We start from the raw sequence: 26,911 nt of genomic DNA, 5'->3' as shown, positions 1-26,911 counted from the left end.
TATTATTGATTCAAAAGTAAGAAAACATATATATAAATCCATAAAAGATCGAGAAAATGCCAAAAAATACTGGCAAGATCCATGCGGAAAAGATTGCCGTCCTTAGAAAGCCTATTCGCTCCTATAATCGCGCCAATCAAAACGATCAAACCCGCAATAATATGCGCCAAGTGCATTCCCGTAAAAATGTAGATAAAGGATTGAGACGCATTGTTATTGACAAAATAAACACCTCGCTCCGTTAACACATTCCAAGCATGTACCTGTAATGCAAAAAACACGATACCCAAAACGAAAGTCACCATTAATAATAACTTCTGTTTGGATGAATCACCATTTTTAGCGGCTTTATGCGCTAAAAACATCGTAAGACTGCTTACCACGATCACGATTGTGCTATACACAAACGTATCAGGCAGTAAGGTCTTGATCCCTTTGTCCACACCACTTGCTGTATATACAATGAAACCACTGGATAAGGCAGCAAACATCATGAACATGCCCAACATCCCCAACCAAAGGTTGAATTTCTGGGCTTTTCTCTGTACTAACTTCTCGTCAGTTTGTGCTTTTAGATCTAACATTATTTCAAAGGAATAAAGTTAAGCAATAATACGAGTTGTGTCACAGGTAAATAGATGAAGGAAGTAAACATCACTTTTTTTGCTGAAGGAATATCACAATTCTTAAACAGCAAATAGCCATAATACCCAAACATCAATCCGCCAATGACGGACACTATCGTAAACCAAATTCCACCAAAGCCAAAATAATAAGGTATAAATCCTGCAGGAACCATTAACAATCCCGAGATGAATACCATAAAGGCCGATATCTTATCCCGTTTTGTTGTCGGTAACAACCTAAAACCAGCCAATTTATAGTCATCATCCACAACCCAGGCGATTGCCCAGAAATGCGGAAACTGCCATAAAAACTGAATCGCGAACAAAACAAAGGGAATAATAATAATTGCAGCTTCGTTATGTCCACTGTAATAGGCCAGGTCATCCTGTGAAAAGGCCGCATAATAACCAATTAATGGTGGAAATGCGCCCGGAAAAGCCCCTACAAAAACGGCTATTGGTGATTTTCTTTTTAAAGGGGTATAGATGAACGCATAAAGCAGAATACAAAAAACCGACAGTAAGCCAGCGACAAAATTTAAGCGAACCAATACCAAAGTACCTAGTATGCCCATAAAGACACTTAGTACCAAAGCTTGGCCTGTTGTCATCCGGCCCGAAGGCAGCGGTCTATCTTCTGTACGCTTCATCAATTTATCCAGATCTTTTTCGATGATCTCGTTAAAACCATTGGCAGAACCTGTGACCAGAAAACCGCCTACAGTCAACAACAACCAATTGACCCAGAAAATTTCACCCTGTTGTTTTGATCCTATCAGAAAAGCAATTGAGGCGGAAAATACCACCGTCAACGTAAGTCTTAACTTAACGAGCTTTTTAAAATCTGAAATAAATTCTTTCATAATTAAAAGAGACCTCCTACTACCAGTGTATTCAAACACATAGTTTTTAACATAAACATCTCGAATTTCAAAATTAATGCCTTTGCTTAGTCAACAGTAACAACAGGTAAAATTGAGCACCAAATAATAGTGTCCCAACCACCAGATGCGTTGTCTGTGCAAATGCAGGTATTGCAAATCGAGCTAAGATAATTCCTGATAGCATTTGGATACCCACGAGGATCAATGCGATTAAAGCAAACTTAAACTGCTTAGATCCCGTATTGAAACTTGTGCGGACCAAAAAGAATAATACAATAACTAAAATCAAAGAACAATACGCCAACCATCGATGTATTTCAAACTGTTGGCCAATAGCTGTTATAAAATCAGTACGGGCAATGTTAGAACCAGTCAATAGATCAACTTCCTCCCGAACCCCCGTTCCGACGATCACCTGCGTTAACATCAACAAAATGGAGATCAACGCAAGCCCTTTTAATATACTTAAAGAACGATTAACCAATAGGGTCTTGTCACGTAGCGTAACTGCTTTAAAGTAGGTATATATACTGATACAAACAATTACAAGCGCCAAGAGCATATGTACCGTGATAATCCAGGGCATCAGATTGGTCGATACAACGATCGAACCTAACCAGGCCTGAATGACCACTACAAAAAGATTAACCACCGACCAAACAACGATCGAACTTTTTGATTTTATATATGTGAAGGAATAAACTGCAGTAAATAATAAACAGAATCCAGAAATAACGCCTACCAATCGATTGATATACTCCGTCCAGGTCTTTGCAACATTAAATTCCTCATGCTGCAAAATGCTTTTGTCGGTACGAAGCTTGTAAGCCATTTCCTTATCACCAAAGAATTCTACAATCTTGGCGAAACGCTCATTCTTTTTTGCCCTTCCCTCAATATAATGCTGTTCGTATCCTTGTGGCAACTGGGAAATATCAGTGGGTGGAATAATACGGTTAAAACATTTTGGCCAATCTGGGCATCCCATGCCTGAACCTGTACTCCGCACAACGCCCCCAGCAATAATGACCATAAACAATACGATAATCGTAATAAAATTGGTCTTTATAAATCGCTTTTCAGCTGCTGGAAACATAATACAACCCCTACCTCTTAAAATACAAACTTGTATAAAATAGAGTAGGTACCAGCCCTACTCTATTCGATTAAATCTTATTAGTCTTTTCTACCATTTTGCGCATTCCATTCTGCCTGGATACGCTCAGCTTCCTCATCTCCTTCGAAATCATGAGGCAAATTCGAGCTCATTGTTTCAGAGAAAGGAACATCTTGAGGAATGAAATCCTCACCATGACCTGGCTTACTGTAATCGTAAGGCCAACGGTGTACAGTTGGAATTTCTCCTGGCCAGTTACCATGAATATGTTCTACCGGAGTAGTCCATTCCAAGGTATTCGATTGCCAAGGATTTTGTGGCGCTTTTTTACCGAAGAAGATCGAGTAAAAGAAGTTCCATAAAAATGCAACCTGTCCCAAAGCAGCGATGATCGCAGCCCAAGTAACCAATTGATTCACAGAAACCCATTTCGCCATGAAAGCAAATTCGGTAAATGCATAATAACGACGTGGCACACCATCAATACCCATAAAGTGCATTGGGAAGAATACCAGATAAGCACCGATAAAAGTCAACCAAAAGTGCAAATAACCTAATTTCGTGTTCATCATACGACCAAACATTTTCGGATACCAGTGGTAAACACCACAAAGCATACCGAAGATGGAAGCAGATCCCATTACCAGGTGGAAGTGGGCGACAACGAAATACGTATCGTGCAAGTTGATATCCAATGCCGCGTTACCCAAGAACAATCCTGTCAAACCACCGGAGATAAAGAAAGATACCAAACCGATAGCAAACATCATTGCTGGTGTAAAGCGGATATTACCTTTCCATAACGTTGCCAAGTAGTTAAATGCCTTAACAGCGGAAGGAACGGCGATAATCAATGTCGTGATCATAAATACACCACCCAAGAACGGGTTCATACCGGTCACAAACATATGGTGACCCCATACGATAAATGACAATACTGTAATACCGATCAAGGAGTAAACCATGGCGTGGTAACCGAAAATTGGTTTACGTGAGTTTGTTGCGATAACCTCAGAAGTCAAACCTAAAGCAGGCATCACAACGATATATACCTCAGGGTGACCCAAGAACCAAAACAAGTGTTGGAACAAGATTGGGGAACCACCTTCGTTAGGTAAAATCTGTCCTTGTACAACCAAGTCAGACAAATAGAATGACGTACCAGCGGCACGGTCAAAAATCAAAAGAACCACTGCAGATACCAATACCGGGAATGACAACATACCCACGATCGCAGTTAAGAAAAATGCCCAGATTGTCAATGGCATTTTCCATAGATCCATCCCTTTTGTACGCATGTTCAAAATCGTACTTACGTAGTTGATACCACCGATCAACTGAGAAGCTACGAATAGAACCATACTGACCAACCATAACGTCATACCTGTCGCAGATCCGGCGATTGCTGTAGGTACAGCCGATAATGGCGGATAGATTGTCCAACCAGCAGAAGCAGGACCGCTCTCTACAAAGAAAGAAGCAACCATGATTACTGATGCAACGAAGAACAACCAGTAAGACAACATATTCATAAAAGGCGACGCCATATCGCGCGCACCAATTTGATATGGAATCAATAAGTTACTGAATGTACCCGATAAACCTGCTGTCAACACGAAGAATACCATGACAGTACCGTGGATGGTCACCAAGGAAAGGAAAAACTCCGGCTTAATACGGCCACCTTCAGCCCATTTACCCAAGAATACTTCTAATATAGGGAATTCTTTATCCGGCCATGCTAATTGGATACGGAATAATACTGATAAAAGCATCGCAAAAACTGCCATGATGATACCAGTGATCAAGAATTGCTTGGCAATCATCTTGTGGTCACCCGAAAAGATATACTTTCTGATGAATGATTCCTCGTGATGATGTCCGTGCGAATCGTGATGTTCAGCGCTATGCGATATTACTGTACTTGACATATTCGATTTTATATTCAAAATTCTTAATTAGTTCAAAGAAGCTGTAACCTGTACGCTATCCTTTTTTACGTTAGCTGTTTTACCGCTGAATTCCTTTTGAAGATCCTCAGTAAAATATTTATTTTGCTTAGCTAACCACTCTTTATATTTTTCCTCTGTTACAACAACCACTTTCTTTTGCATGTTGTAGTGACCAGATCCACAGATCTTATTACATAACATTACAAAATCATAGTTGTAGTCACCCAAACGATCACGCATTTCTTCTGTCGTTACAGTAGGTGTGAATTGGAAATAGTTGGTCATTCCCGGTACCGCATTGATCTGAACACGGAAATCTGGAATAAAGAAAGAGTGAATAATATCTTTTGAAACGATATGGAAACGAACTGGTTTGTTTACAGGTAACCAGATTTCAGAACCTTGAATATCATCCCACGAATTTTTATCATTAAAGTCGATACCGTAAGGATTTGTCGGTGTCGTCATTTTGTAATTACGTTTACCAATAACACCGTCTGTTCCTGGGTAACGTACCTGCCATTGGAACTGCTCACCCAATACTTCAACTTGCAAAGCAGATTTTTGAAGATCTTCAGGAATATTGGTAATTGATCTCCATGTAAAGAAACCGAATAATACCAATACGGTCAAAACTACTGCCGGAACGATCGTCCAAAGTTTCTCGATTGCATTGTTATGTGGGTAGTAGTAGGCTTGACGTTTTGCACGCATGCGGTACAAGAATGTAAAAGTCATTAACAAGATATGTGTAATAACCAATACAAACGTAGTGATTGCAGTAGTGATGATAAACATGGTATCTATACGTTCACCGTGCTCTGTTACCGCGGATCTCCAGTATGCTGCGCCCCAATGAACATATGTCCAATAAACGCCATAAAGGAATACAACCAAGAAGATAAAGAATAATACCGATTGGAAGGTGTTATTCGCAAATGGGTTGTATCTACCGTTCATTTTTCGTGTCAATTCATAGATCGAAAGCACTTTGCCAATTACAGCAACAACTGTACAAACGACCAAAAACAATAACACATAATATGTGAAGTTTTTATAAACCTGAGGGTCTATTTGCTTCACTTCTTCTACAGCAGGAGCAGCCGCGCCAGCTTCTGTCGTAGAGCTAGCAGATGCAACAGCAGCAGTACCTGCTGCCGCTGTTGTATCTTTTGCAACCGAATCCGTTGCTGCAGGGGCAGCCACCGCTGTAGTCGCCACTTTAGCAGAATCAGATGCTACTGTATCTTGTTGACTTGCAAGAATAGGATTTGCAAAAAGCAGCCCTAGTGCAAGCACAAAACCCGAGATGGATTTGAATCTATTATTTAATTTAAAGCTCATTTCTTTTATAACGTTTTTACGTAACCTTCCTTTAAAAGTGAAACTATATCTGGTGATGTAAACTCTCATCCAAGAAAGGATGATTTTTAGGCACCAATGCTTGTTTGCTCAATTTACTCATCACTAAAAAGACGAACAAACCTAAGAAACCAAGTGCAGTTCCGATTTCAATGATACCAAATCCTCTATGTTCAGCGACAGTACCAGGCATAACCATGATGTAATAATCAAGCCAGTGACCAGCCAACAATAGAATCGCTACGAACAACATCACATTTTGTTTACGTTTAGCATCGCGATCTACCAATATAAGCAGTGGAGACACAAAGTTAATGATAATACTCAACCAAAACCAAGGTTTGTATTCTGGTTCCCAACGTTTGTAGAAATAAACTGTTTCTTCCGGGATGTTTGAGTACCAAATCAACATGAATTGTGCAAACCAAACGTAGGTCCAGAAGATGGAGAAACCGAACATCAATTTACCCAAATCGTGTAAATGATTTTCGTTTACCCAGTTCATATAACCTGCTTTCTTCAATACAATAACGATGATCGTGATACAACAGATACCACTTACCCACATTGCTGCGAAGTTGTACCATCCGAACATGGTAGAAAACCAGTGTGCCTCTAAAGACATGATCGTATCGAAAGCCCAAATTGGTGTTGTGAAACCGAAAATAACCAAGAAGATCGCAGACAATTTAAATGACTTTTTATAGGAAGTCAAACCGCCTTCTAAATCCTCTTTGTATGAAAGCTTCGCAAGGATAACAGCAAAAATGCTATATACCCCTAAAAAGATAACTTGACGAGATAAAAAGAAAGGTACATTCAAGTATGCAGACTTTCCTTCAATAATAGGGTCATAGTTTGGGCTATTGTGATCCAACAAACCCTCGCCATGCCAGTGGTGGTAAAGATTATGTGTAGATAAACCCAATCCAACAATAACCACTAACAAGAGTGCTGCGATAGGCAGGGTACTTGCCATAGCTTGAGGTATACGTACCAGACCTGCAGACCATGCAGATTGTGTTACATATTGCAAAGCAACGAAGAAGGCTCCAGCTGCGCACACACATGTAAAGTAATAACCCATCAATAACAAGTTGGCGTATGTACGCTCTACAGTAACGTGATCGCCCGAAAGCAATCCGATAGCTACAGCAGCTACGCCTAGTACAACAGCGATAATACTGAACATTTTAGCTTTGCCAGCAAACTCGTATCGCTCGTTGAAATTATAATCGTGATGATGACTGTGAGTTCCCATTTATATATCTGATGTTAGATTATTTCTTTTGTAATTCGTGAACATACATAACAACTTTCCATCTCTCTTCTGGAGACAATTGAGATGCATGCGATCCCATGGAGTTGTGTCCGTAATAAATCGTATGGTAAATTTTACCATCTGTCAAGTCAGCCATCAAACCACCTCTAGAAGAGTTTGCCGCATCTGTTCTATGATAAGATGGTGGCGGCGGAAAGTTCTCTAACTGACGAGTACCTCTAGAATCAGTTACACTACGATCTTTGGTCAGCGGTCCATCCCCTTTACCTTCTACTCCGTGACATACTGAACAGTAAGTAGTGAATAAAGCCTTACCTTTTTCAAGGTTTTCAGCGTTAACAACTAAAGGATTTTTCACCTCAGCACCAGCACGTACATAATCTTCTAATGTATTGGCATACTCAAAACGGGTAAAACCAATGGGATCTGTACCTTTAGGAGGTGCCTGTGCTGTCTTTCCATCAGCAAAATTTGCATTGGGCTGATCCGGATTAAAAGCAAGCGGATCGTACATGTTACGGGAAAACTCCAAACCTGTACTACGAGTCGTTTTGTCACCACAAGAAGAAACAAGTGCTGTCAATGCTACAGCTGCGCATACAGTTCCAAGTAAATTCTTCTTATTCATAGCTAACATATTTTCTATCATTGTACTTAACTTCAACAGCACCAGCTTCTTTCAATAAGCTATCGATCAAAGCGTGGTCTGCATTCTCTTTGGCATCTACTGCAAGGATGAAACGGTCATCTGTTGCTCTCAGGTCCATCACACGTGGCGTACGTCCTGGAAATAGGTGGTTACGGAAGAAAAATGTAGCAACCATACCCAATGCACACAACAAGATCGTAACCTCAAATGTTACCGGAACAAAGTTTGGCATTGCAAATGATGGTTTACCACCGATATTCATTGGCCAATCATACACCATGGTATAATACAACAAACTAAAACCTAATGTCGTTCCTAATGCTCCAAAGCAAAATGCTGCGATAGGCAAGCGAGAAGGTCTTACACCTAACTTCGCTTCGATGCCGTGGATAGGCATCGGTGTAAAGCAGTCATAAATACTTATATTGTTTGCTTGCAATTTGTCGATCCCATGCATCATGTCATCCGGATCCGCAAAACTACCTAATATATATTTTGTATTGCTCATTGCTGATTATTTTCTAACTGATAATTCTTTAATCTCTTCTTCTGTCACTGAATCGTATTTTTCCAATGATTCCTGGAAGTACTCAACTTGCTCTGCAGGGAATGCGCCTTCTTGAGCCAATTTCGTTTTATGTTGTAATGATGATGATTTCAACAACAATTTAACTTCGGCGATTGCGATACCTGGCAAGAAACGTAAGAACAACAAGAATAACGTAAAGAATAATCCAATTGAACCTACAAAGATACCTACGTCTGTCCAAGTTGGGTAGAACATTGCCCAAGATGAAGGCAAGTAATCACGGTGCAATGAAGTCACGATAATTACGAAACGCTCAAACCACATACCGATATTTACCACGATGGATAGAATCCATGAGATCGGAATACTTGTACGGATTTTTTTGAACCAGAATAACTGTGGAGAAATTACGTTACAAGTCATCATCGACCAGTATGCCCATGCGTATGGACCCAACATACGGTTCTCGAAAGCATACATTTCGTATTCTGAACGAGAGTACATCGCGATAAATAACTCGGTTAAGTAAGCCACACCTACGATAGAACCAGTCGTCATGATGATGATATTCATCGACTCAATATGGAACATTGTGATGTAGTTCTCAAAGTTCATTACTTTACGTAAGATCAACAATAACGTCTGTACCATCGCGAAACCGGAGAAGATCGCACCTGCCACGAAATATGGCGGGAAGATCGTCGTGTGCCATCCAGGGATAACCGAAGTTGCAAAGTCCATGGATACGATGGTGTGTACAGAAAGTACCAGTGGTGTTGAAATACCTGCCAAGATCAATGACACGATTTCGAATCGCTGCCAAGTCTTCACAGAACCATTCCAACCGAATGATAATACAGAATAAATCTTTTGTTTTAATCCAGTGGCACGGTCACGGATAGTTGCGATATCTGGCAACAAACCACAGTACCAGAATACCAGGGATACTGTAAAGTATGTTGAGATCGCGAATGCATCCCATACCAATGGGGAGTTGAAGTTTACCCACAAAGATCCAAATTGATTTGGAAGCGGGAAAATCCAATAAGCCAACCAAGGACGACCCATGTGAGCTACAACGTAAGTAGCCGCACAGATTACCGCAAAGATCGTCATCGCCTCTGCGGAACGGTTGATGGAGTTACGCCAGTTCTGACGGAAAATTAATAATACAGCTGAAATCAACGTACCAGCGTGACCGATACCAACCCACCATACGAAGTCGGTGATATCCCAAGCCCAGCCTACAGTTTTATTCAGACCCCAAGCGCCGATACCTGTCCAAAAGGTATAACTAACGCTAACTACCCATAATAAAGCACCCAATACAGCAACGGTAAAACCAATCCACCATGCTTTATTTGGTTTATTTTCAACCGGTAGTAAGATATCATCCGTAATTTTTGCATACGTGATGTCTTTACCGGTCATTAATGGTTCTCTTAATATTGATTCGTTATGCGATGACATAGTATTTTTATTTCAAATATTGTACAAGATTACGCCTCAAAAGTGTTTCTAACTTTTGTCATATAACCGATACCCGGTTGAACATTGATTTCCTCAAGTACGTAATAAACACGCTCGTTGCGCAATGCTTTGGATACTTCTGATTCTGGATCGTTAGCGTCACCGAAGATGATTGCATTTGCCGAACATGCTTGTTGACAAGCCATTTGGATATCACCATCTTTCACTTTGCGGTTTTCAATCTTAGCCTGTAATTTACCTGATTGGATACGTTGGATACACATTGAACATTTTTCCATGACCCCACGTGAACGAGTAACTACATCTGGATTCAACACCAATTGTGTAAACTCATTGTTCAAGTAGTTGTCAAAACGTGAATCATTCCAGTATGCGAACCAGTTGAAACGACGTACTTTGAACGGACAGTTGTTCGCACAGTAACGTGTACCGAAACAACGGTTGTAAGCCATATGGTTCAAACCTTCTGAAGAGTGTACTGTTGCCAATACCGGACAAACCGTTTCACAAGGAGCGTGACCACAGTGCTGACACAACATCGGTTGGTGAACAACAGTGATATCTTCGAAATCCAAGTCAGCCGAAGCTTTCGCAATTTCTTTCTCTTTTGTAAGATCTTTCTCTTTGCCTTCGATTGTATAGTAACGGTCAATACGCAACCAGTGCATTTCACGACGACGGCGAACCTCATCACGACCGACAACAGGGATGTTATTTTCCACGTTACAAGCGACGATACAAGCACCACAACCTGTACAAGCGTTCAAGTCGATTGCCATCACCCATTTGTGACCTGGTTGCTCATATTTATTCCACAAATCGTAGGTTTTGTGATTATCTGTGAAACGTCCTGCCTCAGAGTTAGGATCTTTCAGGTATTTCGCAAACGTAGTCTCACGGATCACGTTACGACCTTCGATCGTGTGGTGAGTTTGTGTTTGTGCCAATTGGTAAGTTCCGGCAGCTTTCGCTACAGTTGCTTTTGCAACACCTTGAACAGTACCGTTGATGATGGAAGCAAAAGGGAATGCGTTTTTACCAACATCATTACCGGCTTTACCCACTTTCGTACGTCCGTAACCTACAGCAACTGAAACTGTTCCTTGAGCTTGACCTGGTTGTTGTACAACCGGCAATTCCAATTCAACACCATTTGCTTTTACAGTTACTTTACCATCTTCACCCAAGCCTAGTTTTTCAGCATCTTTAGGGTTTAGGGCAGCATAGTTGTCCCAAGTTACTTTAGATACTGGATCAGGCAATTCTTGCAAGTAAGCATTGTTTGCGTAACGACCATCGCGAAGCGCAGCAGGTTCGTAAAGTTTCAATTCAAACTCACCAGTAATTGCTTTGCTGGAAGCTTCGATTGCAGCAGCGGCAGCAGCAGCATTTCCTGTAAAGGCAGGAGCAGTTGCCGCTTTGGCACCTTTATATTCAAAACCAGTTTGCAATACAGCATCCCAGTTTTTCGTAGAACCAGCTAAGATTTGTGTAGACCACAAATTCTTAACGAAGTTGTACATATCTGTTGTGTTTCCTGCCCAAGTCAACAAGCTTTGTTCAGCTTGACGTGTTTGGAAAACAGGATTGATTGTAGGTTGAACGATTGAATACAATCCTTCTTTCGGATTAGCATCACCCCAAGACTCCAAGAAAGTACATGCAGGAGCAATCGCTGTCAATTCCGACGCCGTTTCATCAGCACGTTGTGCGAATGATAAAGTGAAAGGAATCTGTTTCAAAGCCGCTTTGACATCCTCTGCTTTGAAGTAGTCATACACAGGGTTGCTGTTCAAGAAGAACGCTACACCTACCTGACCGGCTTTTGCTGCAGCTAAGAAAGCTTGGAAAGAAGAATCCGAACCTTGGTATTGTTTCGAATAGTTATCTAAATCAATGATTGTACCGTAAGCGCCCAATGCAACGTTGATCGCATTGACCAATACCTGAACATTCACATCGTTAGAACCAGCAACAACCACGGCAGCACCTTTGCTGTTGACCAATTCTTTCGCCGCTAGGGCTACACCTTTTTGTGCTTTTTTGTTTGCAGTTGCCCCAGCCAAAGATTGACCAGTGATTGCATTATATAAAGCAATCAAGGTAGCACCTTCTTCCGAAGGTTTGATTGCAATACGCGCATCCGCATTTGTACCCGTCATCGAAAGACCAGATTCAAATTGTACGTGACGTGACATTTTTCCATTTTTCAATGATTTGTAGTCACGGTTTTTAGCGTATTGTTGTGTATGTTCTTCACCTGCCAACCAAGTTCCTAAGAAATCAGCAGCAACTGAAACAATAACATTTGCTTTATCAAAATTGTATGAAGGAATTACAGCTTTACCGAATGAAGCTTTATTGGCTTCGATAATACCACTGTAAGAAACAGCGTCGTATTGTACGTGGTTAACTGTAGGGAATTTCGTCGCGAAAGCAGCGATAGCTGCCAAGGTTGAAGGACTGTTTACGGTATTCGAAACGATCGTAATTTGTTTGCCAGAAGACGCAGCAGCAGTCAATGCTTTAACAACTTCCCCATCCAATTTAGACCATTCCACATCTTGACCTTTCAATTGTGCTTGCTTCAATTTAGACTCATCGTATAAATCCAATACCGAAGCAGCAGTCGTTGAATCCAGACCTTGGTTCAAACCAATTGCATTTGGGTTAGGCTCAACATTGATCGGACGACCTTCACGCGTTTTAACCAAAATACTTTGACCATTGAATGTCGACGTATAATAGTTAGGGATACCTGGAGTTACCTCTTCAGGTTTAATCAAATAAGGAACTGCCTTATGCACAGGAGTACGGTTACAAGCCGCTAAAGAAACAGCACCCAAACCAAAACCTAATGCTTTCAAGAAGTCGCGGCGAGGAGTTTTCGTACTCAAGCCTGCTTCATTTAATACATCTTCTACAGGAATAGATTCGGCAAACTCACCCTTGCTTCCCTCAACGAAAGCAGGAGTTTGATTTAACTCTTCCAAACCTTTCCAATATTTTTTATTGCTATCCATTTAAGCTGTATATAAGATTGCGTATTTCAAATAATTATTAATAGTGACATTTACCACACTCAAGACCACCGATCATGGCTGCAGTCATTTTTTCACCTTTCTTAATTCTTTCGTGTGCCTTGATCAAATCTTCATAATATTTATTATCCGATTTGATATCTGTCTTTTTGTGACAGTCCACACACCATTTCATTGTCAATGGAGAGTATTGATATACTTCTTCCATATTTTGGATCGGTCCGTGACAAGTCTGACACTCTACTCCAGCGACCACAACGTGTTGTGAGTGATTGAAGTAAGCGAAATCAGGCAAGTTATGGATACGAACCCATTGAATTGGTTTCGGATTGTTACCATAAGTACGAGTCTCAGGATTCCAATCTAACGCACGGTAGATTTTTGCAATTTCTGGTGAGATCTCCCCATCATAATGCTCTGATGCAGTGATTGTATTGTGACAGTTCATACATACGTTGGCCGATGGAATAGACGCATTTTTAGATTTAAATGCACCGCCGTGACAGTATTGACACTCAATTTTATTTACACCAGCGTGGATTTGGTGCGAGAACTTGATGGGCTGAACAGGTTTGTAGCCTTCGTGAACACCAACGTTCCACATTGTTTTCCAGCCACCAACGGCTAAAAGAGCAACAAGCATCAACACAGTAAATCCAACTAATTTTTTGTTTTTAACGAATGCTTTCGCAAACTTCACAAAGCGTTGATTGTCTTCAGGCTCTTGTTGCGCTGCAATAGCTTCCTGATTCTTAGCAATTACATTTTCTAAGGTACGGATCACACGGTTCAACACCACGATCACGACAACCGCCAACACAACAACAGCGATCAAGCCCAAGATCATGAACATAGATGCATTGTCATCTTTTGCGGCAGCAGTACCACCTGGACCTTCTTTTGGCTTCTCTACTGAAGCATCTTTGATAAATGCAATTACCGATTTAATCTGGTCATCAGATAAATCCGTAAAAGAAGTCATCACAGATTTGTTGTACTCATTGAAGATCTTAACGGCTTCAGCATCACCAGAAGCAATTAGAGCTTGAGAGTTACGGATCCATTTGATCAACCATTCCTCAGATTTTGTATCTGGAACTCCTTTCAAAGCAGGACCAACTACTTTTCTGTCAATGGCGTGACAGGATGTACACTTAGATTTGAAGATTTTTTCACCTTCCTTGACATCTTGCGCATGCAACGTCGTAACGGCAAATAATAGCATCAAACTCGTTGACACCACCCTCGCAAGGCTTCCCAAAACGGATGAGATAGTTCTCATATTTAGCACTTTATACTATTTATTTGTGAATGTAAAAAATTAACTCCCATGGTTAAAGGAGCCACTACCCCCCTAACAATGCCACAAAAGTATGATTTATTAACAAATCGCTGACAATTTTGTGACCTTTAATATCAATTTATAATCATTCTAAACAATTGCATTTAAACCACGTTAAATCCATCTGATGGGAACGAACAGTATCAATTGCCACAACTTTTCATCAGGGTACGCTAATCAAATATAAGACATTACCATGACAATTTAAAATACCTGAATATCAAGATCATTCGGGACTAAAAAAACATTTTTAATATTAATTCCGTAACTTTATAAGTATGAAAATGCTATTATATAGCTACGGTATCTGCTTGCTCCTCCTGGGTTATTCCTGTCAGGGGCAAGAGAATAGTAAACAGAAAATAAAAATGGAAACGAATAAAAAATACAACCCGTTAAGCAAAGAAGAGGAATATGTTATTGTGCACAAAGGGACGGAGCGTCCTTTTACGGGAGAGCTTTTGGACAACAAAGCAAAGGGAACCTATATTTGCCGACGTTGCGATAGTCCGCTCTATCGTTCGGAATCAAAATTTGAATCCGGCTGTGGCTGGCCGAGCTTTGATGATGAGATTCCCAATGCAATCACCCGGATCACCGATGCAGATGGACGCCGTACAGAAATTCTCTGCACAAACTGCGGCGCACACCTTGGACATGTTTTTCTTGGAGAAGGTTTCACCGCGAAAAACACACGCCATTGCGTGAACTCTATTTCAATGAAATTCGTAGCGGATACTACAAAGTAGCTTTTGCTTTTGTCGATTCGCGAATTTTCAATTCACAAGGCAACACGAGCTTACGTGTTGCTTTTATTTTGCCCTGTAGACGGAGCAAAAGTATATTGATCAGGTTTTCGGCAATCTCCTTGATCGGTTGTGAAACAACCGTGATAGAAGGTTCCAATAGTTTAAATACCGTATGATCATCGAAGGCAATCATTGCCGGCATGGCAAAACTATACTTCTTCGAAGCCTTCAATCCGGAAATCGCCAGATAATTGGTCGAAAATAAAACGGCATCCAAACGGTTTTCGCAAATAAAATCTTTTAGGGATTCCATGGCTTCATCATCCGAGGCATCCATTTGTACCTTCTGAATGAAACTCTGCTGTTTATGATTATCCATTGCTTTCAGATACCCCTCCGAGCGTTCCTTCATCTGGGTCTGATCCGAATATAGTGATACAAAACCTATGCGCTTATATGCTTGTTGACAGAGATGACTTGTGGCATCAAAGGCACCCTGAAAATTATCGGCTCCGACATAATCTGTCTCTAGGTTCGGAAAGTAACGGTCGAAAAGGACAACAGGAATATTATTTTGCTGCAATTGTTTAACGGTATCCTCCAAACCGTCTGAAGGTGTAATGATAAAACCGTCCACCTGACGGTCGTAAAACATCTGGATCAACTCCTTCGCCTTCTCCACATCATTGTTGGTGCTACAGTAAATAATGCGGTACCCTTGCTCGTACACTTTGCTTTCGATCAGGCGCGCGATATTGCCAAAAAACGGATTCGAGATGTCTTCGATAATCAAACCCAAAATCTTTGTTTTTCCCGTACGTAAGCTTTTCGCCAGTTCATTCGGCTTATACCCCACTTTCTTGACATAATCCAATACACGCTTGGTCAACGCCTCGCTGATACGCTTCTCTTTTGCCTTGTCATTCAAAATAAAGGAGACTGTAGTTACAGAAATTCCCAACGCCTTTGCGATATCACTGATCAGAATACGTTTCTTCATGTAGAGTAGGTTTGTTAAGTTTTTATTTCGAAGATTACTAAAGTAAAAAAATTAACGACAATTTACTAAAATAATAATAAAATTGCGCTAAAAGGTTTTATTTACTAATTTTAAGCAGTTTCAAATACCCGAACACAAAACCTATGACAGGAAATAAACTCATCACAACAGTGTTGGGCACGCTAATTTTACCATTTTGCGTTCAAGCCCAGCAAAATTTAACACAATATGTCAACCCATTTATTGGCTCAGCAGATCACGGGCACGTGTTTGTCGGAGCTAATGTGCCTTTAGGTGCTGTACAACTTGGACCAACCCAGATTCCACAGATATGGGACAAATTCAACGGCTGGGATTGGTGTAGTGGCTACAATTACAAAAGTCAGGAAATTCTGGGTTTTACACATACCCATCTGAGCGGAACCGGTATTGGCGACCTCAATGATCTGATGATCGTTCCAGCAAATGGCAAACTCCAATTGACGCCAGCAGAATTCAACAAAATGAATACGGGCTATGGCTCATCTTTCAAAAAAGAAAGTGAAGTTGCAAAACCGGGATTCTACAGTGCCTACCTGGATGACTATAAAGTTCAGGCCAATCTTACAGCAACGGAAAGAGTAGGTTACCACCAGTACCGTTACGAAAAAACAGACAATGCCCATATTTTGGTCGATCTGGGTTATCACATCAATTGGGACAAACCAACCGATACCTATATCAAACAGATTAATGATTCCACCTTTGTTGGTTATCGTTTCTCGACTGGTTGGGCAAGTGACCAAAAATTATACTTTGCCATAAAAACTTCGCAACCGATTCAAAAGGTTAGATTCTTCGATGGCAAAGATGAAAAATTAGGTCAAACCACCTTCAAAGGGCAAGCGATCAAAGCAGCGCTTTTCTTTGATGCCGCTAAAGACAAGACCATTGAACTGAAAGTCGGTATTTCTCCGGTCAGTTCTACCAATGCTTTAAATAATATCAATGCCGAGATTCCGGGCTGGGATTTTGAAAAGGTAAAACAAGAAGCTGATCAACGCTGGAATAAAACCCTGAACAAAATCCAGTTTGAAGCGGACAAGGACACCAAGACAATCTTCTACACCGCTTTATACCACACTTACTTCGCTCCGACAATTTTCAACGATGCAAATGGCGATTATTTAGGTACGGATAAACAGGTTTACGAAAAGCAGGATTTTGTCAATCATACCGTATTCTCCCTATGGGACACCTATCGTGGACTTCATCCACTGATGACCATTCTGGAGGACCGCAAGATCAATCAGGATTTTATCAAAACCATGCTGGCCATCTACCAACAACAAGGGAAACTACCAATGTGGCATTTACAGGGTAACGAAACCAACACCATGGTCGGTTTGCCTGCCATTCCGGTTATTGCAGATGCTTTCTTAAAAGGAATCATCGACGAGAAGGATTATCCTTTGGTATGGGAAGCGGTCAAAACAACCGCTATGGGCAACGACCATGGATTGAAATTTGCACGCGACCTGACTTATATTCCTATCGACAGTATGGCAAATGAATCCGTTGCCTGGGCATTGGAATATGCAATCGCTGATTTCGGCGCTTATAAAATTGCGGAGAAATTAGGAAAGACCGAAGATGCTGCCTATTTCAAAAAACGCTATAAACTATACGAGCAATACTTTGATAAAGAAGTTGGTCACTTTGTGGGCAGAAAAGCCAATGGTGACTTCCGCAGACCTTTTGATCCATTAATGGCCAAGCACCGTGAAAATGATTACTGTGAAGGAAACGCATGGCAATACACTTGGTTAGTACCACAGGACGTCACTGGATTGATCAATCTATTTGGTGGTGAGCAGCAATTTTTAAAGAAACTGGATTACTTTACCACGATGTCTTCGGATTTAGGAGGAGAAGCTTCTCCGGATATCTCCGGGCTAATTGGCCAATACGCACAAGGTAACGAGCCTAACCACCATATCCCCTACTTGTATGCTTATGCAGGACAACCCTGGAAGGGCGCCGCACTGGCACGTAAAGCGATGACCGAATTCTATACCAATACACCGGCAGGACTTTGTGGCAATGATGACGTTGGTCAGATGAGTGCATGGTATGTCTTCTCGTCGATGGGATTCTATCCATTGAATGCGATGAGCGGTGTGTATGTATTTGGCTCACCAATGATGGAACAAGCTAATATCAATTTGCCAAATGGTAAAACATTAGCGATCAAGGTCAAAAACCAAGGTAAAGCCAATCAATACATCAAATCGATCAAATTGGACGGAAAGGCTTATACCAAAACGTTCATCACGCATGCACAATTGTTACAGGGTGGTCAGATGGAAATTGAGATGAGCGCTACACCGAACAAGAACTTCGGAAAGAACAAAGCAGACAGACCGACAAGCGTTGACAATAATTAACTGAAAAATTGTCAGCAAAACATTCATGGATTAATATTTGTTAATACCTTAATATATAAAATTAAGGAGAACAAAAAATGGCAGATTACAAAAACATCAATATACAAGATATTCCTGATGGGGGTGAAAATCCAAAAGACTTCTATGAAAGTTTCAAAGAAAAGTTAGAAGATTTGGAGACCTTCCCAAAAGACTATACCTACAAGTTTATCTTACCAAAGGATCAGGATCAATTCAACCAGATCCAGGCTGTATTTGATGACACGGATGCAAGCTTTGATTTCAAAGACTCCAAGACCGGAAAATATACTTCGATCACGGTTAACGTGAATGTAAAAGATGCCGATCAGGTCATTTACTTCTACAAAGAAGTAGCCAAGATAAAAGGTGTTATTATGCTATAAAAACAAAGGCGGCTGTCGAAATGACAGCCGCCTTTGTTTTGTATATTTTAGCACAAAGCCTTGTTCTTCACACCTAACCTAAGAAAGCAATTTTCCGGGGATAAGCGAAAACCATTACTTATCCAGTAAGGTAAAGTTGTCCTTATGCATAACAGTCTGTCCTCCGGTCACGACGGTTAATTTCATCGCTCCGGGAGCCACATTTGACGGCACTGTAACAACAATTGTGTTGGCTGATATACTATTTGGATTTACAACAATGGAACCGAACTTCACTACTGTACTATAATCAGAAATAAAACCCGCACCTTTGATTGTCAAAATAGTCCCCGGCACAGCCGAAGCCGGACTAAAGGAACTAAATGAAGGACCAATAATCTCAAAATCCCCCGGTACGGTTACACGTTTATTTGGGAATTCCACGCTAATCTTAACTTTTCCAACAGCCACTCCATATGGAATAGAAACTGGTAGATCTGTGGATGAAGTTGCTGTTCCAGAAGTAAGTACTGATCCGATATAAACATTATACCAATTCCCCGGAATAAAATTTCCCGTAATATTTATCTGCTGCAATGGACTTCCTGACTTTGGCGAGAAGCCAGTGGCGGCGTAAGCCAAAACATTGACTTTTTGGGGAGCAGATACTTCATGTGGACCGACATTCAGCTTGATTGTATATTCTCCTGGAGCCGTATTCTCCGGCACAGTATAGTTGAACTGTCCCAAAGGATAATAGCTTACATTTTGATAGCTTGCTGAACCTAGCCTTACCTTAGCACCAATTACATTACCATAATAATCTTCGGATGGCGGAAAATTTGTTCCTTTGATCTGAAGAGTCTGTCCTGGAAATAAAGAACTAGGTTCGATCGCTGTGATTACCGGCGCAGTTACTTTAAATGCCCCGAGCACCTTATTCTTACCAGCGGCTGTAATTGAGAGGTCAAAATTTTCTTTTACGGTAAAAGGGATATCGAGACCCCCATTATAGTAGTATACATCTTTTGTCTGATCACCAAAATTGACCTTAAACTCCGAATTATAATAGCCGTCCGGCAGATTATCTCCGACAAAGGTTATTTTAGTACCTACTGGCCCCGATTTAGGCATAAAGTCTTTAAAGTTGGCGAGTATCTTAAAGTACCCGCTACCAGCAGGAGTTGATCCGACCCGAACCGAAACATTAATATCCTGTCCATGTGACCGCTGTATTCCAACTGGCACTTCAGCACTAATTTCGGTTTCACCCACAGACACCAGCTTTGCCTTGATGTTTTCAAACATGACCGTGGTATTATTCGCTGTAGCATCAAAAAAAGTACCTGTAATTTTTACGATCTCACCCGACATGGCCATATTAGGAGTAATATTCCCCATCGAAGGACGGGGTAAACTTACATTCAGCATAGCACCAAAAACTGTCCCCCTTGAATCCCGTAAATAAGACCTCACCCAAATCGTATTGTTATAGGAATAGGCCAGTGCACTGTCTATCCTAATCTGCTTTTGAAATTCCCCTGCTTTGACATCCTTGCCCAGGGAAACTTTCACCCCCTTATTCTCGTCTATTTCCTGGGTGTTATTGTAGACAAATCCATAGTCCTCCACCTTCTCGCTACCTATTTTTGAGATACTTCCAACGACATTAAACGACGTTGGCGAGCTAGCCGTCACTGAAAGTGTCTGGACAGCCGGAGGTGTAAAATCATCCTTTTTACAAGAAAAGAACAAGCCCAATAGGATGACAAAAGCAATATATTGTATTTTAAATCTTTTCATAACGACCGATTGCCTAGCTCTAGAATGCATATCCAACTCTCACCCCATTTACCAATGAACTTTTAAAGGTCTTGGTTTTATTTTCCGAGATATACGAAGCATATCCGGGGTCAGTTCCGGTAACCGTAATATCAGGTTTTTTATACTTTGTATTGAGGTAACCTAAGTTAAATTCATACCCCACATACAAGCCTTTGGAAACGTAAAAATCAAAACCCGCAACCGCATAGGCACCAAATCGTGTATAGCCATTAGGAACCAACTGCATACTTGAATAATAGCCGCCATTGTTAGTAGGTTGATAAATTACTTCCATCCATGCGTTCTTTAGATCCATCGTATACGAGCTGGTAGATAAAGATTGCTTTGTACGTTTTGTTCCGATAGAGAGATCCAAGCCGATATATGGAGACAATCGCTTTGTTCCTTTAAAATGCTTTTCTATGCCAAAATTAAAGTCAAATCCAGTACCTTTCCGGTCGTTTGAATTAAAAAAACCTGTTGTTCCATAAGGTTTTCCATAATTTGCAGCAGAATCGAGCACATTGATTCCAACGCCCAAGCGTAAGGCTAAATCATCCTGGACAAAATATCTCCCTTTGATCTGATTCAGGGCATTATTTAGGCTAAGATTCCCCTTGAAAGGATTGAAATTCAACTCGGTAACAAAATTACCTTTCCTTGATTTAAGGCTTTCAGTTTCTGTGTCAGTGGCTGTTTGAGCACAGGCAATACGAGCTACTCCTAACAATAGGACAGCTGTTAAAATTCTTTTCATAAAATATAATAAACTAACGGAATAAATATAACACTTTACCAGCGTTTCACAAACCTTAGTTCCTAAAAACAAGCAAAAAAAAAGCCCGCTATTCCAGCGGGCTTTTTTATAGTAATTCAGTATAAGCTTATTCCTGACCGGCACCAACTACGGGAGCTTCGCCATTCGGCTTATCTTGTTTTGGTTTATCTTCTTTTGGAGGACGAGGCAATAAAGCTTTGCGTGAAAGTTTCATTTTACCTTGTTTGTCAATATCCAATAATTTAACCGTTACTTTATCACCTTCTTTGAAGATGCCATCCATTGTTTCAAGACGTTTCCAGTCAATTTCAGAGATGTGCAACAAACCATCTTTACCTGGCATAATCTCAACAAATGCACCAAATGGCATAATTGATTTTACTTTACCTTCGTAAGTTTCACCGATCTCAGGTTTAGAAGCAATCGCTTTGATGCGGCCTACCGCATCATCAATTGCTGCTTTATTGTCCGCAAACACCTGTACGACACCTTTATTGTCAACCTCTTCGATAGAGATTGTTGCACCGGTCTCACGTTGCATTTCCTGAATGATCTTACCACCCGGTCCGATCACAGCACCGATAAATTCTTTATCGATCAATAATTGAACAATACGAGGAGCATGTGGTTTGTAATCTTCACGTGGAGCAGAAATGGTTTTCTTCATTTCACCTAAGATGTGTAAACGAGCTTCTTTTGCTTGATCCAAAGCCTGTGTCAGCACTTCCCATTTCAAACCATTGATTTTTAAGTCCATCTGACAAGCAACAATACCTTTTTCAGTACCCGTTACCTTAAAGTCCATATCACCTAAATGATCTTCATCGCCTAAGATATCTGATAAAATCGCATATTTACCCGTTTTCTCATCAGAGATCAATCCCATTGCGATACCAGAAACAGGAGCTTTCAATTTCACACCAGCATCCAAAAGAGCCAATGTACCGGCACATACCGTCGCCATAGACGAAGAACCATTAGATTCCAAAATATCCGAAACCACACGGATTGTATATGGGTTTTCGTTATCTGCAGGTAACACTTGTTTCAATGAACGCATGGCCAGGTTACCATGACCAACTTCACGACGGCCAGGACCTCTGTTTGGTCTTACTTCACCTGTAGAGAATGCAGGGAAGTTATAGTGAAGAATAAATTTGTTATAACCGTTGATAAAAGCACCGTCAATCATTTGTTCATCGTCTTTAGCGCCTAAAGTAACTGATGTCAATGACTGTGTTTCACCACGTGTAAATACAGCTGAACCGTGCGCAGCAGGTAAGTAATCTACTTCTGACCAGATTGGACGCACTGTACGAACATCACGGCCATCCAAACGAATTCCTTCGTCCAGGACAAGATTACGAACAGCCTCGTACTGAACGTCGTGGAAATATTTTTTAAACAGGAATGCCGTATCATCATCCAATTCCTCTGGCATTGTTGCTCTATATTCTTCTGCGATCTTCGCAAAATTTTCAGAACGCTCATGTTTCGCTGAAGCAGATTTTGCGATAGCGTAAACTTTATCATACGTAGCTGCAAAAATTGAATCTCTCAATTCAAGGTTTTCAGGCTCGTGGTTATATTCGCGTTTTACGGTTTTACCGACTAGATTTGCCAATTCAACCTGCGCCGCAATCTGTTTTTTGATAGCCTCATGAGCAAAAGCAATTGCTTCGACCATTTCAGCCTCAGAAATTTCTTTGGCTTCACCTTCCACCATACCGATATCTTGTGCAGAGCCGGCAACGATAAATTCTAAAGAGGCGTTTTCCAGTTCAGATAATTTTGGATTGATCACCAATTGACCGTCAATCTTCGCTACACGAACTTCTGAGATAGGACCATTGAAAGGAATATCAGATACTGCAATTGCTGCAGAAGCTGCCAAACCCGCTAAAGCATCAGGCATAATATCTTTATCTGCAGAAATCAAGCTAATCTGAACTTGTGTATCTGCGTGATAGTTTTCAGGGAATAAAGGACGTAATGCACGATCTACCAAACGGGAGATCAACACTTCATAGTCTGACAATCTAGCCTCACGGCGTAAGAAACCACCTGGAATGCGGCCTGTTGCTGCATATTTTTCTTGATAATCTACAGATAGAGGTAAAAAATCAACCCCAGATTTAGCTTCTTTAGCTGAAACGACTGTTGCAAGCAACATCGTATCACCTTGTTTTAACACTACAGCACCATCAGCCTGCTTTGCCAATTTCCCTGTAGACAATTCGATCTGGGTGCCATTACCCATATCGATGGTTGTTTTAATTTCGTTGTAATTCATTTAATCTTGTTTTTGACACGCTTTTCATCTTGTTGGCAGCGCGCCGATATTTTAAATACATTAGATTTCAGCACAAAGGTAAATTAAAATATTAAGATTAATGCAATTGAGGGCAGGCTAAATATGAAACGTGAATACTTAGGCTACAGGGAAGTGAAGCATCTGCCGTCATTCTTTGGAACTCTGCTCCTAAAAAAGCACCCTAAGAAGTAATAAACTGGATAGAGATTTTGAATCTTTTAAAATTAGTCTGCTCCTAAAAAGCTCGTGAAGAAAAAATATCACGCAATCGGAACTTGCACAACGCATTGACAATGAACACGAAGACAATGAACACAAATAAATTTCGAAAATAACTACGGGGACATTACGCCTAAAAACTGTACAACAGCCTTTCTTTTTGTTACATAAGCCTAACTCCTTCACTTTTTTTTCTTTTAATTTTTAGGTACAGCATATTAAGATCAACTCCTGATCAAATTAACAATTTTCACAGTGTTTGTTCAGTGCTTGTTCAGTGATAGCTCAGTGATGGTTCAGTCATAATTGAATAAGAACTGACTGATTACTGAACAAAAATTGATTAAAAATTGTTGTTAGCAATAATTTGGTATTAGGAAGTTTCCCTTTTAATATTTATCTTAACTATCTATTTTCTAATCAGACAGTTATGGCAATCATTAAAAATGGCGTTAATGGAACTGTTTCCGGAAAAGCAGGTTCCGTTGTGTTTGTGTTGACGAAAACAGGAAATTATGTACGCTCTCTCCCTCAGGTTAAAAAAAGGGAACCCACTCCTGAACAGCTGCTCAATAGAACACGCTTCAAAATTGTGCGGTCGCATATCAGCAGATTAAATCCGATCATCAAGATAGGTTATAAGACGTACAGCTATCCAAAGCGGGCATACGACATCGCCATGTCTTATAATCTGGACGAAGCACTCATCCGGGAAGGAGACGATTTTAGGGTTAACTGGCAGAAGTTTATGATTGCCAAAGGAAGCCCCAACCCCATCACTTCCTATACGATGGATTTCGATCAAGAAAACCGAGTGCTTCAGGTTACCTGGCAATATGATGCCTATCTCGAGAAGAAGTTTGACACCAGGTCTTACAACGCCTTCTTAACCCTGTATAACGCCGCAGATCATGGATTTGAATATCCACTTTTGACAAACGACTCGAAAAACAGCTTAATCGCTTGCAAACAAGATATCATTATTCCAGAACACAGGAAGGAAGTGACTTATGAAGTGTATATATTTTTTTGCAGAGAGCTATGGTGGGGGTAATACAGACAGTCTGCACTTGGGCCAGATAAAGTTTTGACTATAGCTATTAATGGCACAATCATAGCTTTGTGGCATATAAAATAAGATTTTTCATAACACGAAAAAAGCCATCCAGATTCTGGATGGCTTTCCTAAAAAACCTTTGTACAAAAGCTTATTTGATGATATCACGTAAACCTAGCGCTTTGATGATCGCACGGTAACGGTTAATATCAGTTTTGTAAAGATAAGCCAATAATGAACGACGTTTACCTACCAACATTTGTAGGGCACGTTGTGTACCGAAATCTTTTCTGTTCTTTTTCAAATGCTCTGTTAAGTGAGCAATTCTCTTAGTGAATAAAGCAACCTGGCCTTCTGTAGATCCAGTGTTTGTCGCTGATCCAGCAAATTCTGCGAAGATTTCAGCTTTGTACTCTTTACTTAAATACATCTCTTGAATAATATTAAAGCGTTAAAAAATTTATTAATTGCGTGCAAAGGTAGTAATTTTTTTTAGATCAGCAAATGTTCCCACCTAAGGTCTTCACTTTCATTATACTTTCACATATATTTTTTTCTTGTCCAGCCAGTAACAGATGACCCACATAAGCGCCAAAAAACACAGTGAATAAACAAAAGAACCCAGTTCGGGGATTCCGGGAACTTTGGCACAGACATATTTATAAAACCAGCCAAAAGCATCGATATATTTTTGCGTTCCGTCTTCCGCCAATCCGTCCGGGATCCGGAATAGGCCCAAAAAGCGCGGTAAAATTCCGCTCAACACAAAAATAAATAAAGGGTTCTTGCCGAACACATCAAAAAATTGAGTCAATTTATTTTTAACCCCCTGCACTTCAATAAACCAAATCATCCCACCGATGGTCATTGCCGCAAGTCCGGTTGTATAAAGCACGTAGGAACTTGTCCAGATTTTCTTATTGATCGGAAAGCCGAGCGCCCAGATCCAGGCCAAAACAAGAAGGATAAAACCAGTTACAAACATACCCGACAATAGCTTAAAATGAGGTTCGTTTGAAGCCGGTACCTTGGACCATAACCAGTCCACCTGTCCTTGTTTCTTGATAAATACCCCTACCAGGTAACCAAATACAACCTGTACCACCGCTGGTAAGGTACTCATTAGCCCCTCGGGGTCAAATGGAACTCCCTCGCCCTTATAGATATGTGGCACGCCTAAAATAGCGATATCGTACTTTGTCCCAAACCACCCTTCCAAACTATATGGATCTGTTCCTCCGGCCAAAGCACAGACAGCCCAATACAATAATAATATAGTAGCAGAAATCCAGATAATTGCCTTCTCTTTAAAGTAATAAGCTAATATGGAGGCAAAACAATAAGCAATCGCGATACGTTGTAGGACTCCGAGGATACGGATACCCCGACTTGGATCATTTGGGTCTACCCATTGTTTAAAAACCAGTTCTGCTCCCTCCCATTTAATAAATGGCCACCAATTGATAAAAAGGCCTATTGCAAAAATCAGGATAGTACGTTTAAGTACTTTTTTCCAGAAAACTGCCGGACCGGCCTCCTGCAATCGCGGGATGACAAAGGACATCGCGTTTCCAACAGCAAATAGGAAAAATGGGAAAACCAAGTCGGTTGGAGAGCATCCATGCCAGGCTGCATGTTTCAGCGGTGCAAACATATGCGCCCATGTGCCCGGATTATTGACCATAATCATCAGAGCAACAGTAGCCCCACGAAATACATCCAAGGAATAATAACGTTGTTTTATCATAAATTAAGTGATTAGCTAGTAAATATAGGCATTTTGACTTCATTTTTATGCCAAATCTGAGTAATGATTGCACAAACAGGAAGCTTTTAACGATAAAACAGCACAAAAACAGGTGTTAAGAAAATTTCTTTTTAAAATT

General features: G+C 40.6%; 21 protein-coding genes. 4 read left to right on the top strand and 17 right to left on the bottom strand.

From position 1 onward, the window contains the following. Nucleotides 1-2 precede the first annotated feature (2 nt). The 11 genes from ABDW32_RS14065 to ABDW32_RS14015 form a co-directional block, all read right to left on the bottom strand. Entirely contained in the window at nucleotides 3-584 is a 582-nt protein-coding gene (locus tag ABDW32_RS14065; protein ID WP_343563423.1) for a cytochrome c oxidase subunit 3, read from the bottom strand. Next, nucleotides 584-1,489 carry a heme o synthase gene (cyoE, locus tag ABDW32_RS14060; RefSeq protein ID WP_343563421.1) on the bottom strand — a complete coding sequence of 302 codons (906 nt, stop codon included), beginning with the start codon at nucleotides 1,487-1,489 and terminating at the stop codon, nucleotides 584-586. The genes ABDW32_RS14065 and cyoE overlap by 1 nt, the downstream gene beginning before the upstream one ends. Nucleotides 1,490-1,562: 73 nt before the next feature. Beyond that, nucleotides 1,563-2,606 (bottom strand): COX15/CtaA family protein, encoded by a 1,044-nt coding sequence (locus ABDW32_RS14055; protein ID WP_343563419.1) that lies wholly within the window; start codon nucleotides 2,604-2,606, stop codon nucleotides 1,563-1,565. Between the two features lie 80 nt (nucleotides 2,607-2,686). Further along, nucleotides 2,687-4,558 carry a cbb3-type cytochrome c oxidase subunit I gene (locus ABDW32_RS14050; protein ID WP_343563417.1) on the bottom strand — a complete coding sequence of 624 codons (1,872 nt, stop codon included), beginning with the start codon at nucleotides 4,556-4,558 and terminating at the stop codon, nucleotides 2,687-2,689. 27 nt (nucleotides 4,559-4,585) lie between these two features. Beyond that, nucleotides 4,586-5,923, bottom strand: a complete 1,338-nt coding sequence (locus ABDW32_RS14045; protein ID WP_343563415.1) for a cytochrome c oxidase subunit II — start codon at nucleotides 5,921-5,923, stop codon at nucleotides 4,586-4,588. A gap of 43 nt (nucleotides 5,924-5,966) precedes the next feature. Then, on the bottom strand, nucleotides 5,967-7,202 hold the full coding sequence (locus tag ABDW32_RS14040) for a quinol:cytochrome C oxidoreductase (protein ID WP_343563413.1): 1,236 nt from the start codon (nucleotides 7,200-7,202) through the stop codon (nucleotides 5,967-5,969). A gap of 19 nt (nucleotides 7,203-7,221) precedes the next feature. Next, nucleotides 7,222-7,872 carry a cytochrome c gene (locus ABDW32_RS14035; protein ID WP_077437918.1) on the bottom strand — a complete coding sequence of 217 codons (651 nt, stop codon included), beginning with the start codon at nucleotides 7,870-7,872 and terminating at the stop codon, nucleotides 7,222-7,224. Further along, nucleotides 7,844-8,380 carry a DUF3341 domain-containing protein gene (locus ABDW32_RS14030; RefSeq protein ID WP_223583837.1) on the bottom strand — a complete coding sequence of 179 codons (537 nt, stop codon included), beginning with the start codon at nucleotides 8,378-8,380 and terminating at the stop codon, nucleotides 7,844-7,846. Before ABDW32_RS14030 ends, ABDW32_RS14035 begins: the two co-directional genes overlap by 29 nt. A 6-nt stretch (nucleotides 8,381-8,386) precedes the next feature. Then, nucleotides 8,387-9,871 carry an NrfD/PsrC family molybdoenzyme membrane anchor subunit gene (nrfD, locus tag ABDW32_RS14025; protein ID WP_077437920.1) on the bottom strand — a complete coding sequence of 495 codons (1,485 nt, stop codon included), beginning with the start codon at nucleotides 9,869-9,871 and terminating at the stop codon, nucleotides 8,387-8,389. Between the two features lie 29 nt (nucleotides 9,872-9,900). After that, nucleotides 9,901-12,915: a TAT-variant-translocated molybdopterin oxidoreductase gene (locus ABDW32_RS14020; protein WP_343563408.1), complete on the bottom strand. Its 3,015-nt coding sequence runs from the start codon at nucleotides 12,913-12,915 to the stop codon at nucleotides 9,901-9,903. A 37-nt stretch (nucleotides 12,916-12,952) separates the two neighbouring features. Further along, nucleotides 12,953-14,215 (bottom strand): cytochrome c3 family protein, encoded by a 1,263-nt coding sequence (locus tag ABDW32_RS14015; RefSeq protein ID WP_343563406.1) that lies wholly within the window; start codon nucleotides 14,213-14,215, stop codon nucleotides 12,953-12,955. Between the two features lie 344 nt (nucleotides 14,216-14,559). On the opposite strand from ABDW32_RS14015, the gene ABDW32_RS14010 reads away from it, so the two are divergent. Continuing rightward, nucleotides 14,560-15,024 (top strand): methionine-R-sulfoxide reductase, encoded by a 465-nt coding sequence (locus ABDW32_RS14010; RefSeq protein WP_343563710.1) that lies wholly within the window; start codon nucleotides 14,560-14,562, stop codon nucleotides 15,022-15,024. On the opposite strand, the gene ABDW32_RS14005 is transcribed toward ABDW32_RS14010, so the two are convergent. Next, entirely contained in the window at nucleotides 15,014-16,024 is a 1,011-nt protein-coding gene (locus ABDW32_RS14005; RefSeq protein ID WP_343563404.1) for a substrate-binding domain-containing protein, read from the bottom strand. The two genes, ABDW32_RS14010 and ABDW32_RS14005, sit on opposite strands and share 11 nt — an antisense overlap. A gap of 143 nt (nucleotides 16,025-16,167) precedes the next feature. Here ABDW32_RS14005 and ABDW32_RS14000 point away from each other — a divergent pair, with 143 nt between their 5' ends. Both ABDW32_RS14000 and ABDW32_RS13995 read left to right on the top strand, forming a co-directional pair. Continuing rightward, nucleotides 16,168-18,450, top strand: a complete 2,283-nt coding sequence (locus tag ABDW32_RS14000) for a GH92 family glycosyl hydrolase (RefSeq protein ID WP_343563402.1) — start codon at nucleotides 16,168-16,170, stop codon at nucleotides 18,448-18,450. A 77-nt stretch (nucleotides 18,451-18,527) separates the two neighbouring features. Next, the gene (locus ABDW32_RS13995) at nucleotides 18,528-18,854 is read left to right on the top strand and encodes a DUF493 domain-containing protein (RefSeq protein ID WP_077437926.1); all 327 of its coding nucleotides are present in this window, start codon (nucleotides 18,528-18,530) and stop codon (nucleotides 18,852-18,854) included. Between the two features lie 114 nt (nucleotides 18,855-18,968). Here ABDW32_RS13995 and ABDW32_RS13990 read toward each other — a convergent pair whose 3' ends face one another. From ABDW32_RS13990 to pnp, 3 genes are all read right to left on the bottom strand, one after another. Next, nucleotides 18,969-20,636 carry an IPT/TIG domain-containing protein gene (locus tag ABDW32_RS13990; protein WP_343563399.1) on the bottom strand — a complete coding sequence of 556 codons (1,668 nt, stop codon included), beginning with the start codon at nucleotides 20,634-20,636 and terminating at the stop codon, nucleotides 18,969-18,971. 19 nt (nucleotides 20,637-20,655) lie between these two features. Then, nucleotides 20,656-21,414: a hypothetical protein gene (locus ABDW32_RS13985; protein ID WP_343563397.1), complete on the bottom strand. Its 759-nt coding sequence runs from the start codon at nucleotides 21,412-21,414 to the stop codon at nucleotides 20,656-20,658. 127 nt (nucleotides 21,415-21,541) lie between these two features. Beyond that, the gene (pnp, locus tag ABDW32_RS13980; RefSeq protein WP_343563396.1) at nucleotides 21,542-23,728 is read right to left on the bottom strand and encodes a polyribonucleotide nucleotidyltransferase; all 2,187 of its coding nucleotides are present in this window, start codon (nucleotides 23,726-23,728) and stop codon (nucleotides 21,542-21,544) included. Between the two features lie 670 nt (nucleotides 23,729-24,398). Between pnp and ABDW32_RS13975 the strand changes: the two genes are divergently transcribed. Then, complete coding sequence (locus tag ABDW32_RS13975) at nucleotides 24,399-25,022, top strand: DUF6266 family protein (RefSeq protein WP_343563394.1); 624 nt, start codon at nucleotides 24,399-24,401, stop codon at nucleotides 25,020-25,022. Between the two features lie 154 nt (nucleotides 25,023-25,176). Here ABDW32_RS13975 and rpsO read toward each other — a convergent pair whose 3' ends face one another. Both rpsO and ABDW32_RS13965 read right to left on the bottom strand, forming a co-directional pair. Further along, nucleotides 25,177-25,455 (bottom strand): 30S ribosomal protein S15, encoded by a 279-nt coding sequence (rpsO, locus tag ABDW32_RS13970; protein ID WP_077437930.1) that lies wholly within the window; start codon nucleotides 25,453-25,455, stop codon nucleotides 25,177-25,179. A 102-nt stretch (nucleotides 25,456-25,557) separates the two neighbouring features. After that, on the bottom strand, nucleotides 25,558-26,772 hold the full coding sequence (locus tag ABDW32_RS13965) for a heparan-alpha-glucosaminide N-acetyltransferase domain-containing protein (RefSeq protein ID WP_343563391.1): 1,215 nt from the start codon (nucleotides 26,770-26,772) through the stop codon (nucleotides 25,558-25,560). Nucleotides 26,773-26,911 lie beyond the last annotated feature (139 nt).

This window comes from Sphingobacterium sp. (assembly GCF_039596235.1).
Taxonomy (GTDB): Bacteria; Bacteroidota; Bacteroidia; order Sphingobacteriales; family Sphingobacteriaceae; genus Sphingobacterium.
The sequence above is the reverse complement of the archived record's forward strand: the minus strand, read 5'-3'. Positions and strand labels throughout refer to the sequence as shown.